Source organism: Candidatus Neomarinimicrobiota bacterium, assembly GCA_030743815.1.
In the GTDB taxonomy this organism is placed as follows: domain Bacteria; phylum Fidelibacterota; class Marinisomatia; order Marinisomatales; family S15-B10; genus UBA2146.
The window spans coordinates 1-15,539 of record JASLRT010000103.1; the positions used below are offsets into that span (position 1 = coordinate 1).

General features: G+C 50.0%; 16 protein-coding genes and 1 tRNA gene. 12 read left to right on the forward strand and 5 right to left on the reverse strand.

What is annotated here, in order from left to right:
* Window positions 1-38 precede the first annotated feature (38 nt).
* The 9 genes from QF669_08650 to QF669_08690 all read left to right on the forward strand — a co-directional run bounded on the left by QF669_08650 (window position 39) and on the right by QF669_08690 (window position 7,145).
* Window positions 39-1,319 carry an adenosylhomocysteinase gene (locus QF669_08650; protein ID MDP6457497.1) on the forward strand — a complete coding sequence of 427 codons (1,281 nt, stop codon included), beginning with the start codon at window positions 39-41 and terminating at the stop codon, window positions 1,317-1,319.
* A gap of 165 nt (window positions 1,320-1,484) precedes the next feature.
* Window positions 1,485-1,775, forward strand: a complete 291-nt coding sequence (gene groES, locus QF669_08655) for a co-chaperone GroES (GenBank protein MDP6457498.1) — start codon at window positions 1,485-1,487, stop codon at window positions 1,773-1,775.
* A 35-nt stretch (window positions 1,776-1,810) separates the two neighbouring features.
* Window positions 1,811-3,445, forward strand: a complete 1,635-nt coding sequence (groL, locus tag QF669_08660; GenBank protein ID MDP6457499.1) for a chaperonin GroEL — start codon at window positions 1,811-1,813, stop codon at window positions 3,443-3,445.
* A 143-nt stretch (window positions 3,446-3,588) separates the two neighbouring features.
* On the forward strand, window positions 3,589-3,960 hold the full coding sequence (folB, locus tag QF669_08665; protein ID MDP6457500.1) for a dihydroneopterin aldolase: 372 nt from the start codon (window positions 3,589-3,591) through the stop codon (window positions 3,958-3,960).
* Window positions 3,929-4,459 carry a 2-amino-4-hydroxy-6-hydroxymethyldihydropteridine diphosphokinase gene (gene folK / locus QF669_08670; protein ID MDP6457501.1) on the forward strand — a complete coding sequence of 177 codons (531 nt, stop codon included), beginning with the start codon at window positions 3,929-3,931 and terminating at the stop codon, window positions 4,457-4,459. The genes folB and folK overlap by 32 nt, the downstream gene beginning before the upstream one ends.
* Window positions 4,456-5,097: a deoxynucleoside kinase gene (locus QF669_08675; protein MDP6457502.1), complete on the forward strand. Its 642-nt coding sequence runs from the start codon at window positions 4,456-4,458 to the stop codon at window positions 5,095-5,097. The genes folK and QF669_08675 overlap by 4 nt, the downstream gene beginning before the upstream one ends.
* Window positions 5,098-5,281: 184 nt before the next feature.
* Window positions 5,282-5,707 carry a DoxX family protein gene (locus tag QF669_08680; GenBank protein MDP6457503.1) on the forward strand — a complete coding sequence of 142 codons (426 nt, stop codon included), beginning with the start codon at window positions 5,282-5,284 and terminating at the stop codon, window positions 5,705-5,707.
* Window positions 5,707-6,732 carry a zinc-binding dehydrogenase gene (locus tag QF669_08685; GenBank protein ID MDP6457504.1) on the forward strand — a complete coding sequence of 342 codons (1,026 nt, stop codon included), beginning with the start codon at window positions 5,707-5,709 and terminating at the stop codon, window positions 6,730-6,732. Before QF669_08680 ends, QF669_08685 begins: the two co-directional genes overlap by 1 nt.
* 56 nt (window positions 6,733-6,788) lie before the next feature.
* Window positions 6,789-7,145 carry a (2Fe-2S) ferredoxin domain-containing protein gene (locus QF669_08690; GenBank protein ID MDP6457505.1) on the forward strand — a complete coding sequence of 119 codons (357 nt, stop codon included), beginning with the start codon at window positions 6,789-6,791 and terminating at the stop codon, window positions 7,143-7,145.
* 146 nt (window positions 7,146-7,291) lie between these two features.
* On the opposite strand, the gene blaOXA is transcribed toward QF669_08690, so the two are convergent.
* From blaOXA to QF669_08710, 4 genes are all read right to left on the reverse strand, one after another.
* Window positions 7,292-8,089, reverse strand: a complete 798-nt coding sequence (gene blaOXA / locus QF669_08695; GenBank protein ID MDP6457506.1) for a class D beta-lactamase — start codon at window positions 8,087-8,089, stop codon at window positions 7,292-7,294.
* The gene (locus QF669_08700) at window positions 8,082-8,234 is read right to left on the reverse strand and encodes a hypothetical protein (protein ID MDP6457507.1); all 153 of its coding nucleotides are present in this window, start codon (window positions 8,232-8,234) and stop codon (window positions 8,082-8,084) included. The genes blaOXA and QF669_08700 overlap by 8 nt, the downstream gene beginning before the upstream one ends.
* Window positions 8,235-8,266: 32 nt before the next feature.
* Window positions 8,267-9,094, reverse strand: coding sequence for a pyrroline-5-carboxylate reductase (gene proC, locus QF669_08705; protein MDP6457508.1), 828 nt, complete (start codon window positions 9,092-9,094; stop codon window positions 8,267-8,269).
* 248 nt (window positions 9,095-9,342) lie between these two features.
* Entirely contained in the window at window positions 9,343-10,125 is a 783-nt protein-coding gene (locus QF669_08710) for an SDR family oxidoreductase (protein MDP6457509.1), read from the reverse strand.
* Window positions 10,126-10,315: 190 nt separating this feature from the next.
* Here QF669_08710 and QF669_08715 point away from each other — a divergent pair, with 190 nt between their 5' ends.
* The 3 genes from QF669_08715 to QF669_08725 are packed head-to-tail and all read left to right on the forward strand — an operon-like array spanning window position 10,316 to window position 15,309.
* Complete coding sequence (locus QF669_08715) at window positions 10,316-11,968, forward strand: alkaline phosphatase family protein (GenBank protein MDP6457510.1); 1,653 nt, start codon at window positions 10,316-10,318, stop codon at window positions 11,966-11,968.
* 25 nt (window positions 11,969-11,993) lie between these two features.
* Window positions 11,994-14,078, forward strand: a complete 2,085-nt coding sequence (locus QF669_08720) for a M3 family metallopeptidase (protein MDP6457511.1) — start codon at window positions 11,994-11,996, stop codon at window positions 14,076-14,078.
* Window positions 14,079-14,091: 13 nt separating this feature from the next.
* The gene (locus QF669_08725) at window positions 14,092-15,309 is read left to right on the forward strand and encodes a DegT/DnrJ/EryC1/StrS family aminotransferase (protein MDP6457512.1); all 1,218 of its coding nucleotides are present in this window, start codon (window positions 14,092-14,094) and stop codon (window positions 15,307-15,309) included.
* 87 nt (window positions 15,310-15,396) lie between these two features.
* Here the strand turns inward: QF669_08725 and QF669_08730 are convergent.
* Window positions 15,397-15,480, reverse strand: a tRNA-Leu gene (locus QF669_08730).
* Window positions 15,481-15,539 lie beyond the last annotated feature (59 nt).

The following is a 15,539-nucleotide window of genomic DNA, read 5'->3' on the forward strand; positions in this document are numbered from 1 at the left end:
ACGTCTCGCGGTGAGGGTGGCTTCGGCAGCACCGGTTCATGAGCAAAATTAAAGATAAGAAACTGACGCGGGAAGGCCGCCGGGCGCTAGAGTGGGCCAGTGATAATATGCCTATTCTGGCGACGATTCGGGACCGGTTCGAAAAAGAGAAACCGCTGGCGGGAATAGCCGTCGGAGTGGCTATGCACCTGGAGCAGAAAACAGGTATTTTCCTGAAGACGCTTCAGGCCGGTGGGGCAAAGGTGTGTGCCGCTTCATGTAATCCCCTCACCACAGATGATGCTGTGGCGGCGGCCCTGGCTGAGGAGATGGACGTCTTCGCGTGGTCGGGCCAGACAGATAAGGAATACTACGAATGCCTCGGCTTGGTTCTTGAGTCGGCGCCGATAATCACCATAGACGACGGTGGCGATCTTAACTTACTGCTCCATTCAGAATATCCTGATAATATGAAAGATATTATTGGCGGCTGTGAAGAGACGACCACAGGTGTTCTCCGGCTGAAGGCCATGAGCGACGCGGGAAAACTTAAGATACCTATTCTGGCAGTAAACAACGCCTATTCCAAGTATCTTTTTGATAACCGTTATGGCACAGGCCAGAGCGTTATCGATGCCATAGTATCAGCCACAAATAAGCTCATTGCGGGAAAGACGGTGGTTGTGGTTGGCTACGGTTGGGTGGGACGCGGCGTTGCTTTACGTCTGCGGGGAATGGGTGCGCGTGTCATCGTGGTAGAGACAGGTGCCGCTCTGGGCGAAGGTCCATCAGGCTATCACCGGGGCCTGGAAGCCCTCTACGACGGCAATTGGGTTATGTCAATGAAAGAGGCGGCACCACAGGGAGATATATTCATCACGGCCACTGGAAACAAGCATGTAATCTCTAAACAGCACTTTAGCGCAATGAAAAACAATGCCATCCTTGCTAATGTGGGACATTTCAACCATGAGATCGATGTTGCATCTCTAGAGACAATAAGTAGTGAGAAGTCGGAGGTGATGCCGAATGTGGTGAAGTATCATCTGGAAAACGGCAACTGGCTGATGCTTCTGGCGGATGGACGGCTGGTCAATCTTGTGAGACCGGCAGGACGGGGTCATCCTGTTGAAATCATGGACGGGAGTTTTGCCGTCCAGGCCCTCTGTGCGGAATATCTAGCCGAGAAAAGTGAAGATCTAAAACCTGACGTCTACGATGTCCCTTCATCCATCGATGAAGAGGTCGCCCGCCTTGCTCTGGAGTCCCAGGGAATTTCTCTTCAGAAACCTACGCACCAACAGATTCAATATTCACGTTCGTGGAGAGAGGGTACTTGAGGCAGCGGATGCACGCTTATCCCGCGTATCTATTATTACCTTCTTAGCACTCTCTAAAGCAGTCTGCTAAAAAAGTGTTGACTTCAGCTTTCTCTGTATAGTAAATTCCATGCTGAAATCAGGGGTAAATCAAAACTGATAACAATAGATAGGAGTTAAACGAAAATGGCACTCAAGATTAAGCCTTTAGCTGACCGTGTAGTTGTTGAGCCCGCCGAGGCGGAAGATGTTTCCTCAGGCGGTATTATTCTACCCGATACAGCGCAAGAAAAGCCCCAGCAGGGGAAAGTGATGGCTGTTGGTCCCGGTAAGGTTAGTGATGCCGGAAATCTCATCAAACCTTCAGTGAAGACAGGTGATAAAGTTCTATATGGTAAATACTCTGGAACTGAAGTTACAGTAGATAGCACTGAATATGTCATCATGAAAGAGAGCGATATCCTCGCAATCTTATAGCATAATCATAGTCAATTGAATAAGGAGATTGAGTAATGGCGAAACAGATTGAGTTCAATGCCGAAGCGCGATCCAAGCTCAAGGCCGGTGTAGACAAGCTCGCCGATGCGGTGAAGGTTACTCTCGGACCGAGAGGTCGCAATGTCGTCATTGAAAAGAAGTTCGGTGCTCCTACATCCACCAAAGACGGTGTTACGGTGGCGAAGGAAGTAGAACTTGAAAATAATGTAGAGAATATGGGTGCTCAGATGGTGAAGGAAGTAGCTTCCAAGACATCCGACGTGGCCGGTGACGGCACCACCACCGCTACCTTGTTCGCGCAGGCGATTATCCGTGAAGGGATGAAGAACGTTACGGCCGGTGCGAATCCCATGGAGATCAAGCGCGGTATCGATGCTGCTGTGTCAGTAGTAGTGGAAGAGCTGAAGAGTCAGAGCCGCGACCTTCCGGGAAAAACTGAAATTGCCCAGGTCGCGTCCATCTCCGCCAACAACGATGTGGAGATCGGAGACCTCATCGCCGATGCTATGGAGAAAGTCGGCAAGGACGGCGTCATCACTGTGGAAGAGGCTAAGTCGACTGAAACTTCCCTCGAAGTTGTGGAAGGAATGCAGTTCGACCGCGGCTACTTATCGCCCTACTTCGTGACCGATTCGGAAAACATGGAAGCGATCCTCGACGATCCCAGCATCCTTATCCATGACAAGAAGATTAGTAATATGAAAGATCTTCTGCCGATTCTTGAGAAGAGCTCCCAGGCTGGCAAGAGTATGCTGATTATTGCCGAAGATGTGGAAGGCGAGGCGCTTGCTACGCTGGTAGTGAACAAGCTGCGCGGTACACTGAAGGTCGCTGCCGTCAAGGCACCGGGATTTGGTGACCGTCGCAAGTCGATGCTCCAGGATGTAGCTGTCCTGACAGGTGGGACGGTTATCTCCGAGGAACAGGGCTACAAGCTGGAAAATGCCACGCTCTCGTATCTCGGTAACGCCAAACGGATTGTCATCGACAAGGATAACACTACCATTGTCTCAGGTGCAGGCGAAACAGACATGATTAAGGCCCGCATCAACGAGATTAAGGTTCAGATCGACAAGAGCACTTCCGATTACGACAAGGAGAAGCTGCAGGAACGTCTGGCGAAGCTCTCCGGTGGTGTGGCTGTGCTGAATGTCGGCGCAGCTACCGAAGTGGAAATGAAAGAGAAAAAGGCCCGCGTTGAGGATGCTCTTCACGCTACACGCGCTGCGGTAGAAGAAGGGATCGTTCCCGGCGGTGGTGTCGCTTTGTTGCGGACGCTCGGAAAGGTTGAGAAAATGAAGCTGTCTGACGAACAGATGGTCGGCGCCAGGATTGTCCTTCGAGCTCTAGAAGAGCCGATGCGCCATATCGTTCAGAACGCCGGACATGAGCCTTCAATCGTTGTTCAGAATGTCAAGGAAGGCAAGGGCGACTACGGATTCGATGCGTTCAGCGAAACATACGTACAGATGTTCGATGCTGGCATCATCGATCCCACAAAGGTGACTCGTGTTGCCATTCAGAACGCCAGTTCCATCGCCGGACTAATGTTGACAACTGAGGCGCTGGTTGCTGAGATTCCTGAAAAAGATCCGCCAATGCCGATGCCTCCGGGTGGAGACATGGGTGGCATGGGTGGAATGATGTAATTCACCCGAATTACTTGTAATCATAAAAGCCCTGTTCTTGTGAACGGGGCTTTTTTTTACTCGGATAGCGTCACGGAACTTCTTAACCTTGCCTCTCCTTAATGGGACGCATAAATTAAATAGTAAAAAGTAGGAGATTCTGAATGGGAAAAATTCGTCTTAAAGATATGCTTTTCTACGGCTACCACGGCGTTGACGAATCAGAACAGAAGCGAGGCGGCACTTTTGAAGTGGATCTGGAAATGCGAAAGAACCTGTCTGAGGCTGTTACTTCAGATAGTCTTCATTCTACAGTAGATTATGCTGCCGTTTATCAAACTGTTCACAACTGTCTGACAGGTACTAAGTATTATCTGCTTGAAAGGCTGGCCGGTCACATCGCAAAGACGTTACTGGCAGATTTTGACCTTGACAGCGTTAAGGTTACAGTCAGGAAGAGGCATGCGCCGGTTCGGGGTGTCATGGGTGATGTAGAAGTTGAGATTGAGAGAAAACCCGAAGATTTCAATACGTAAGAAAATTTTCCTGAGTTTTGGGTCGAATATCAACGACCGATACAGAAACTTACAGGAGGCAATTTCCCGGCTAGACGAGTCGGGTCATCTCGAAATCTGTGCTGTCTCGCCAGTGTATGAGACAGAGCCCCTCTACAACACAGATCAGAAGGAATTTCTGAACTGCATGGTAGAGATCACGACTGACGGCTCCCCAGAGAATCTGCTTATGCTGTGCAAGCAGGTTGAGCAAGAAATGGGGAGGGAACCAGACAGTCAGAAGAATGAACCACGAGTCATTGATATTGATATAGTTTTTTTTGATGACAGGGTGATGCAGACAGAAAACCTAACAATACCACACTCGAATTACAGCGAAAGAAAATTTGTTCTAGTGCCGTTATGTGATCTTGCTCCCCAATTTACTTGTCCCCTTTGCGGCGATTCCATCAGCGATATCCTGGCGCGATGTCCCGATACGTCACTGGTGCATCGCTACAAATTGGTGGAGACAGCTTGAGAAACCTCTATTATGTAGCGATTGAAGGTGTTATCGGTGTCGGTAAGACGAGCCTGGCCGAACTCCTTGCCGATCATCTCAATGCAAGACTCATACTGGAAAAGTTCGAAGAGAACCCATTCCTGCCTGATTTCTATACCGACCCTGACCGTCACGCCTTCCAGACACAGCTGTTCTTTCTGCTCAGTCGTTATCGACAGCAACAGGAACTGAGACAGACGGACGTCTTCCACCAACTCTATATCACCGACTATATGTTCGTGAAAGATCGACTTTTTGCTTCTCTCAATCTCGATGAAAAGGAGATGTCGCTTTACGATTCAGTGGCAAGTATGCTGGAGCGGAATGTGCTCAATCCCGACATGGTCATTTATCTCCAGGCAGATACCGACCGCCTGATGCAGAGGATCACTTCACGAGACAGGGATTTCGAGAAAGGAATTTCGCGAGATTATATCGACGCCCTTAACCAGGTCTATAATGAATATTTCTTCCGCTATCAGGAATCTCCTCTCCTTATCATCAATACGAATGATATCGACTTTGTCCATAACCAGAAAGACCTGAAGGAAGTGATCCGCTATATACGTCAGCCTGTAAGTGGCACGAAGTTCTTCAATCCCGCCGCAAATCTCTGATGTTTAAGACAATTCTGATTTTCTTAATGGGTTACCTCTTTTACAGAGTAGTAAAAGGTCAACTTACGGTCAAGAAATCCCAATCCAGGTTCGAGAATGGATCAGAGCGGGAAGAGTCACTGGGAATTTCGGAAGAAGATATTCGGGACGCGAAATTTACTGATATAAACGAAGAGGAGAACTGATGCTGTCATCTATTGAGGTTCTGTATAAGAATCGCCTCGATTTCGGCCTGTTGCTTCTCCGCTCAGTATCAGGATACATGATCCTGGTGAATCACGGCTACAGCAAGATAACCGCCGGTGCCGAGAAATGGGAAAGACTGGGCGGCGCTATGACGAGGCTGGGAATCGATTTTTTTCCAACCTTTTGGGGATTTATGGCGTCCTTCTCGGAATCCTTCTGTGGGGCGTTCCTCATCCTCGGACTTTTCACTATTCCCGCATCATTTCTCCTCTCCATGACGATGTTCGTGGCCGCGTATGGACATCTGGTTACGGGAAGAGGGAGCCCTGAAATGGCGCTCATTTACGGGACAGTCTATCTCACCCTTCTTGTGATCGGGCCGGGCAGATTCAGCCTCGACTGGAAGCTATTTAAGCGAACGTGATGAAAGCGGTACGGATCCACGAACACGGCGGGCCAGATGTTCTAAGATGGGAAGAGATAGCCGATCCTGAATGTCCGCCCGATAGGGTAATCCTCAGAATCAAGGCGAGTTCTATTAATCACCTCGATATCTGGGTTCGCAACGGCTTTCCCGGAATTCCGCTGCCTTTCATCCCGGGAAGTGACGGCAGTGGTGTCGTTCATGAAGTGGGGGCGGAGGTAAAGGATTGGGAGCCGGGAGATGAGGTGATGATTCAGCCGGGAACATACTGCAGTGAATGCAGATTCTGTCGGAGGGGGAAGGAGAATCACTGTATTACATTCGGTATCATGGGCGAATCTGAGGACGGTACCGATTGCGAGTATATGGTTATCGAGCCGAAGTATCTCGGCCGCAAACCGGAATCGCTCTCCTTTGAGGAAGCGGCGGCATTTCCACTCGTGTTTCTCACAGCCTACACCATGTTAGTGCGTCGGGCCCGAATAGAAGAGGGTGAAATCGTTCTGGTGCTGGGCGGAGCTTCGGGCGTCGGCAGTGCGGCGATTCAGATCGCAAAACTTTTCGGATCTACCGTGATTGCCACCGGCGGCAATGAAGACAAACTGGCGCTGTCTACAGAATTAGGCGCAGACCACGTCATCAATCATTCAAAGGAAGTGATCCACGAGAGAGTTGGTGAAATCACCGACAGGTGGGGCGCCGACATTGTGTTCGAACACGTGGGGGAGGCAACATGGAATTCAAGTCTGCGGTCGCTGGCGAAGGGGGGCAGGCTGGTCACATGCGGCGCCACTACCGGTCCCAAGGGCGCCGTCGATATGCGCCACCTTTTTTCCAAGCATCAGTCAGTGATGGGATCAACCATGGGCGATGCTGCTGCATTCACAGAGTTACTCGCCCTCCTCAAGGAAGGACGACTGAAGCCTGTCCTCGACAAGACGTTCCCTATGTCTGAAATTGGCGAAGCTCACCGCTATCTGGAGAGCCGACAGCAACTGGGGAAAGTGGTTCTGGTTCCACGTTAGACGCCGTTGAATAAATGGAGAATCATCGTGTAATGTCGAACCTCTACGTCTAACACATGAAAGGTAAATACGACCGACACATTTTCGTCTGTATCAACGATCGTCCCGAGGACAGTCCGAAAGAGTGTTGTGCTGCCAAAGGGGGAAAGAACATCCGTTTCGAGTTCGTCAAGCTCATCAGCCAGCACGGACTGAAAGGGAAAGTCAGGTCGAACAAATCGGGATGTCTTGATGCATGTGAGCTGGGACCCATAGTGGTAGTCTATCCCGAAGGCTTCTGGTACACTGGGGTGTCGCTGGAGGACGTGCCGGAAATCTTCGAAAAGTCTGTCCTCAAAGGAGAACCGATGGATAGATTGCTGGCGATGGAAAAGACTTGGCAGGAATTAGAGAGAATCAGGGATGGCAGTTAACAGCTTCAATATGTGACGAATTCATTAAAGAGTACTCCTATCACAGACACCATCGATAACCCAGCCAGCCAGAACAGTAGAGAATAGTGCAAGTAAAGACAGGGAACAAATTCCTCGAGGGCTCGCGATTTCACGAGCGGCGACCTTCACTTGACGATCCCCAGTTCTTCTAGAACATTCTTTGTGATCTCAAGTCTCGGCTCCAGTATTTCAGTAAAATTTTGCCCTTCAATGTTGAGGGCAAAGAAATATACATTATCACTCTTCTCAACATAGCCGACATACCAGCCCAGGGCCGCTCTCTGGTCTCCACCCATATTGCCGCCACCTGTTTTGGCGCTTAGTGTATAATCCTCTGTCTGTTCCTGAATCAATATGCTCTTAACTAATTTGATTGTTCTCGGAGAGACCTTCAGTTGACCATTATAGAACTTCTTCAAGAACTCTATCTGTTCCAATGCTGATATTCTAAGGCTGCCGTTTAACCAGAAATTATCGGTGCCGGATGAGATATCTCTGTTTCCATAATCAAAACTTGCCACATAGCTCTTCATCTTCTCACGGTCAATCTGTTTTGCAATATGGCGATAGACCGGCACTACTGAATACTTGATTGCACTCTTAAGATTATGCTCACCTCCCCATGTTTTCGGCCACCAATCTTCTCTTGGATATGCTTGCTCATCCCATCGGACAATTTGATCTGTATCTGAAATGACTCTTGTTTCGAGTGCAATAATTGAATGAGGGATCTTATAGGTTGAGAAGGGTGAATAGCGAGTCTTGGCTCTTTCCTCATTAAAGATTGTATAGATGTTAGATTTCTGATCATGAACAACGATTGTGCCCCGGAAGTTTTTGAAATGCTCATCCAGTTCGTTCTGGGCAGATAAAGCGGAGATCGAAGCCAACAGGACTAAAGATACTACACACATCTTATTCATGAGTCAGTCGATTGATTCTGACTTCTGACCACGTAATGAGTGAATCTACCGGCTTGTATTGTACGCCGTGGGCAACCTGATGCTTGCGCTTCAGTTCCGCCAAAGACGAGGATGGAGAGAGTATGACGCGGTATTCCGATGTCATTTCCGTCGTTTGACCCCCGAGTGGAATTGTCTTCAGGACTTATACAGGCTGTCCGCCATCTCCGCCGAAGTCAGGATCCCCTTGATCATGGCAGAACTGAAGCCTTGATGCTCCATCTCGTTCAGCCCTGCGATGGTGCATCCTCGCGGGGTCGTCACCTTATCGATCTCTGACTCGGGGTGTTCTTCCGCATCTAGGACGAGGGAAGCGGCGCCGAGGGCAGTCTGAGCGGCCAGCAGGAGAGCTTCGTGGGTGTGAAAGCCGATCTCGATCCCCCCCTGAGATGCCGCACGGATAGACCTCAGGAAGAATGCTACACCGCAAGCTGCCAGCGCAGTGGCCGGAATCATGTGATTTTCATTGACGACGAGTGTCTTACCGACGCTATCGAAGATGTGCTGGGCGTGCTCAAGTGTGGGACTGTCACCTTCTGCAGAGGCGAGACAGGTCATGGACTGGCATATAGCAATGGCGGTATTAGGCATAGCTCTCACAACGGGGACGCCGTTGCCCAACTGCTGACTGATCTCCGCGATGGTGACGCCGGTCACCACAGAAATTATCGTATGCTTGTCCGCTTCTAGACTGTCTCTGATTTCTTCTAACAGAGCCACTAGCTGTTGCGGTTGAACAGCAATAACCACTACCTCAGATTCAGCAACAGCTTTGCTGTTATCGGCGTGAACCAGAAAACCGTTCTCCGCATAGTCATCGAGGAGTTTCGGATTTCTGCGAGTGATGGTTATCTGTGACGAAGGAAAATTCCCCGTTGCCACGAAACCTCTCGCCATGGCTGTCCCGATATTGCCACCCCCAAGAATGGCAATGCTTTCTGATTCTGCTTTCTTCTTTTTATTCATAATTGATAGATCCCATGTTTGGTTAGCCCGAAAGTGTTTTTCAATCTGATATGGTAACAGGGAAGTTATTAGATATTTATCTTTTTTCAGTCATTCATTCAACTCGCAAATACGACTCGTTATACGTTTGTGAGATGGAAATAGTTGTCATCCCAGCCAGGCGGATGAAAAGTGCCGGTATGGTATCGGAGTGCAGTGGAACCTGCTTCATAAGTCAGGTGAAAACAAAGTTGACCAGACAGATCACATTACAACGTCAGCAGTCGACCGCCGTCAATAGGAAGGTTGATTCCGTTGATGTAAGATGCCGCCGGTGATGCGAGGAAGGCGATGGCGCAAGCGATCTCCTCAGGCTCCGCAATCCTACCTGACGGAATCTCCCTTTTCCACTCATCAGCGATGACGTCTGCGGATACACCCCGTCTGTCCGCCATTTCCTGAAAGAGTGAGAATAGGCGGGCGGTATTCGTTGTACCTGGGAGGATGTTGTTTACGGTGATCCCGAATGGCGCCACTTCTCTCGACAGCGTTTTGGCCCAACTAGCGACAGCGCCTCGTGTGGTATTGGAGACGCCTAAGTTCGGAATGGGTTGTTTGACGGAGGTTGAAATAATGTTGATAATGCGGCCGTACTTTTCGCTTTTCATTCCCGGCAGAACCGCCTGGGCCATGATCTGGTTACAGAGGAGATGTCTTGAAAATGCCTTGAGGAACGCATCGCTGTCGGCGGCTGTGATCTCACCGGAAGGCGGTCCGCCCGAATTGTTCACAAGGATGTGGAACGGCCCGTTTTCTTCAATGTGAACTGTGATTTTATGGCGCAAATTCTCACTTTCGTCGAAATCGGCACAGACAGTGTCGTGGCCGGCATCTCCCGGCAGCGAATCACGAACCTCCTTCAGCGAAGATTCATTGCGGGCCACAAGAGTGACGGCAGATCCTAAACTTGCCAGTTCCACGGCCGCTGCCCGGCCCATGCCCTGTGTGCTCCCGCAGACGATTGCCTTCTTGTCTGTCAAATTGAGATTCATTATGCAGCTTATCCTTTCTTAATTTCTAGCTGGGTGTAGGTCTACTTACACTTAATTTTAATTTAGCTTCGCCTCACGAATGGGAAAAGTAATTAGCGCAATTCGGTTTCCCCATTTCTTCCTTAACAATTTATCTGTAAATTTGCCATCGCTTTTAATAAATAGACATTAATGAGTGAGGTATAATTTCGTGCGAAAAGTCGTTTTAGCTCTCATTTTAGCTTTCTCTGTCAGTCACACTTCAACGCCCAGGGCGAAACTGGTTGTGTTCATTGTGGTGGATATGATGCGTGAAGACACGTTCGACCGCCTCGGCGATCTTTTCTCAGGCGGATTCAAATATCTTCAGGAAAGTGGCACTTATTTCAGTGAAGCGCGACATGGGATAGCCTATACTGTTACCGGTCCCGGTCATTTCATTCTCGGCTCAGGAAGAAATCCCAGCGCCAGCGGCATTGTGGGCAATTTCTGGTATGATCGTTCCGCAAAGGAGCAAGTATACTGTGTGACCGATCCTGAGACAAAGCTCGTGGGTAACGGGAAATCTCCTGAGGGGAGGAAGGTTTCCTATCGCTATGTGAACTCTGATGCACTGGGCGACTGGGTTAAATCAGCCAATGGTCAATCAAAAGTCTTCGCCGTTGCCGGAAAGGATCGATCGGCGATTCTGTTGGGAGGCAAGAATCCTGATGGTGTTTACTGGTTTAACTTTGACCAAGGTGAATTTATTTCTTCTGATTACTACGGCGCCGCATTGCCTGCGTGGCTCAATGAGTTCAACAGACAGCGTCATCCCGCCGCTTACTTCGGTACTGAGTGGAATCGCCTTCTAGCCGACGAGGCAGTCTATCTGAAGCATTCCAGGGAGGATGATTTCGCACCGGAACGAGACAAGAACGGAGGAGGGGACACAACTTTTCCACATCGTCTGCCGAAAGCGAAGGAGTTCATCAAGCCGGACTACAACCAGTTGTGGAGTTTCCCTTGGTTGGACGAAGTTACACTGAATCTCGCGAGGACCATCGTCGAAGAGGAAGAGCTCGGAATGGACGAAGCTCCGGATATTCTCTGCGTGGGGCTCTCAATCAACGACGGAGTAGGTCACCGTTATGGGCCCTTTAGTCAGGAGCAGATGGATGGATTCCTGAGGATGGACGGCTGGCTGGGCGAGTTCTTTGACGCAATTGATCATCGTGTCGGTCTGGACAATACTCTCATTGTACTCACCGCGGACCACGGCGCTACCATGATGCCGGAAATGGCACAGGACAGGGGCCTCGATGCCGGTCGATTTCGCAAACAATACAAGAACTTCGTTGCTGACTTCAATGCCGCACTGAGCCGGAAGTGGGGTGATGGTGACTATATCGAAGCTGTGGCCGGGTCAGCCATCTATTACAATTATGATCTCTTGAAACAAAAGGGAATTTCGTTGCAGGAGATGGATAGTTCCCTCTTGCCTCTACTTCGAGATCAGGTCTGGCTGGGAAAAGTCTATTCCCGTGCCCAACTTGCTGGCGATGAAGCTCTGGATCAAGCTGGCCTCTTCTGGCGCAACAATTTCCATTCCGAGAACAGCGGCGATCTGTTTCTTGTACCAACGGAAAACTATATTCACATGGACTCGACCGGAACTACTCACGGCACAGCTCACGATTGTGACACGCACATTCCCCTTATCATCGCCGGCTCAGGGATAAAGAAAACTATGCGGCAAGACCCCGTCTGGACAGTTGATGTCGCTCCAACAGTGGCGGCATATCTCGGCATCTCCACCCCCGATGATCTGGACGGGTCCGATCTTGGATTGAGAAGTTCCGTCGACAGCGTAACGACGCATTAGACTCGAAGGGAGTGACATCTTAGTCATGTGTAGAAAACAATCACTGATTTTGCTTGCCGGGATTCTGATCTCAAGCTGTGTTCCTCCTGTTGATGGACCGGTAGAGAGGAGACAGGGGAAGAAGGAGGAGACCAATCCATTCTATTCCGGACCTAATCGTATAATCCCGTTTGCGGAATTAAGTGTAGGTGACATTACTGCGGCGACAGACAGGGCACTCGATGATGCGGAACAGCTTCTGACGAGTATTGTTCGGGCAGAGCCAGAGGGGCGCACTTTTGCTAATACGATGCTGAAGCTGGATGATCTGACTGCAGTTATCTCAAGGGTTTGGAATCCGGCCTATTTGATGGGTGCGGTTCACGTTAATGAGAACATTCGCTCTGAAGCTGACAGCAGTCACGTCCGTTTCTCGAAGTTCGTGAACGAGATGTCGGCGAACGAAGACCTGTACAATGCCGTGTTGACCTATTCCGAGACTGAAGAGGCTGAGAATCTTGAAGGAGAGAAGAGGAAATATTTGGAAGAGACTTTGCTTGGATTCCGTCGCAGCGGATTCGATCTGGGGCAGAAAAAGCGCGAAGAGGTAAAACGGATAAACAATAAACTGTCTGAGATTGGTCTCAAATTCAACAGGAATATCGCTCAGTATCAGGACACACTCTTTGCAACCACGGCGGAAGTGGCAGGATTGCCGCAATCGTACGTGGAGTCTCGAATGCTTCCCGACGGCAAGTGCGCTATTGATATGTCTTACCCTTCATATTTTTCATTCATGGATTTCTCAGAATCCGACGATGCACGCCGCCGCCTGAGCTATAAATTCCTCAATCGGGCGAGAGAGGAAAATCTGGCAGTGTTGGACGATATGATCCGTAATCGGCGTGAGTTGGTCGATGTTCTGGGATACGAAACTTTTGCCGATTATCAGACCGAAGTCAGAATGGCCAAGGATGCGGAGTCTGTCTGGCAATTCGAGAACAATCTGAATTCGTCCCTGCGCCAGAAAGCGAATCGGGACTACGTTGAGATGGTGGTGCTCAAGTCAGAGACGATTGGTCGGCAGGCGACACAAATCCAGCCGTGGGAGAAATACTATTACGACAAGAAGTTGCTGCGGGTGAAGTATCAGGTGGACGCTGAGAAGGTAAAAGAGTATTTTCCAATGGAAAGCGTGGTGTCAGGCCTTTTTGATCTGTATCAGGAACTCTTCGGGCTGGAGTTTAGAGAGGTGGAGAATCCATCGGTCTGGCACGAGGACGTCACCATGTATGAGCTGTACGATAACGCCAGTGGCAACCTGATCGGTCACTTCTATCTTGATCTATTCCCGCGGGCGAACAAATATCAGCACGCGGCACAGTTTGATGTCAGATCTGCAAAAATGTACCCCGCAGGACGGCAGACGCCGGTGGCGGTGCTGGTATGCAATTTCCCGAAGCCCACCGCCGACGAACCGTCTCTTTTGCCTCACGACGATGTAGAAACATTCTTTCACGAGTTCGGTCATCTTCTCCATGCGCTGTTGAACAGAGGTGAACTGGAAGGTCTCTCAGTTCCGCGAGACTTTGTGGAAGCGCCGTCTCAAATGCTCGAAAACTGGGTGTGGCAGAAAGCGTCGCTGAAACGTTTTGCGAGACACTACCGAACAGGTGAAACGATCCCCGACGATCTGGTGGAGAGAATGATCGCCGCTAAAAACCTCAATTCAGGTGTGAATGCACTTCAGCAGGTGTATTATGCCATACTTGATCTTACGCTGCATGACGGCTACTCCCCCGATGACGACCGGTCTACGACTGATATCGTTCGCGATCTGCAGAATGAGATCACGCTTTATCCCTACCAGGATGACACTCACTTCCAGGCGGCCTTTGGTCATCTTTACGGTTACGCAGCGGCGTACTACGGATATATGTGGTCAAAGGTATATGCTCAAGACATGTTTTCAGTCTTTGAGGAAAATGGCATTCTCGATGAGGAGACAGGGATGCGGTATCGCAAAATAATCTTGGAGAAGGGGGGAACGGAGGATCCCCTTGAACTGGTGAAGGCGTTCTTGGGCAGGGAGCTGAACAACGAAGCATTTATGAGGAGTCTGGGACTCTAGGAGGTACATGGAGATGGCAAAAGCGAATAAACTGGCAATCCACGGCGGCACCCCAGTCAGGACCGAACCTTTTCCATCCTGGCCGCGCTCCACAACGGAGATGCGTGATAGTCTTGTCCATACGCTTGAACATGAGAAGTGGGGCGTCGGCAGTGAGGCTGTAAAAAGATTCGAAGAGGAATTTGCAAAGTTTCACGACGCCCGGTTTGCCCTTTCAACCAATTCGGGAACGGCCGCCCTCTGGATTGCTCTCAAGGCGGCAGGCGTGAAGGCCGGGGATGAAGTGATCATTCCCGCGTACACATTCATTGCCACCGCCTCAGCCGTCCTAATGGCGAATGCGATACCGGTATTTGTTGACATTGATGCCGAGACACTCAATATGGATCCCGATCTGATTGAAGGCGCCATCAGCGAAAAGACGCGCGTTATCATGCCGGTTCACATCGCTGGCAATCCCTGTCATCTGACACGTATAGGAGAAGTCGCTGCACGTCACAGAATTGCAATGATCGAAGACGCGGCCCAGGCCCATGGAGCCGAATGGAGCGGAAGGAAAATCGGCGCTCTTGGATCCGGTGGAATCTTCAGTTTTCAGTCGACAAAGAATATGTCGGCGGGAGAGGGCGGCATCATTGTCTCAGATGATGAGGCATTCATCGATACCTGTTTCTCCTATCAGAACGCCGGCCGTGTGCGGAGTGGAGCGTGGTACGAACATCGCTATCTCGGGGGAAACTTCAGATTGTCAGCTTTTCCCGCCGCGCTCCTGCTGGCCCAGTTTGAAATGCTGGAATCAGATATGAATGTGAGGGATGCCAACGCGGCAATGCTCGACGATGCTCTGGAGAAGATTCCCGGTTTGTCATGTCAGAGACGTTACTCTGAGACGACACGAGTATCCCATCACCTCTATATCGTGCTGTACGATAAGTCCGCATATGGGGACACATCGAGGGATGAGTTTATGAAAGCTGTTTCAGCGGAAGGGATTCCGGTCCATACCGGTTATAAGCCGATCTACCGCGAGAAACTCTTCGATCTCGATGAAGAGGAATTTCCCTGGCTGAAAGAGACTGATTTTTCAGCTACAACACTCCCGGTAACTGAACGGGTGAGCGATGAGGAGGCTATCTGGCTGAAGCAGAGTTGCCTGCTGGGGGGAAGCGAAGATACTCTTGATATCGTCCGTGCATTTGAGAAAGTAGCAGAAGTTTATTCCTCAGTATAGATAGTCTCAGCGAAAAGAGAGTGCTTTTTCCCACAGTGAGGAGCAGATGTCTCCGCCTATCTTGCGGGCGATGTGAACATGGATGAGTGCCCGGAACAGGAATCGAACCTGCACCTCCTTACAGAGACATGGTCCTGAACCATGCGCGTCTACCTATTCCGCCATCCGGGCAAAAAGCGGCACGAAATTATGTTCCGCACACACATTATTCAAGGATTAAGCTTGTAATC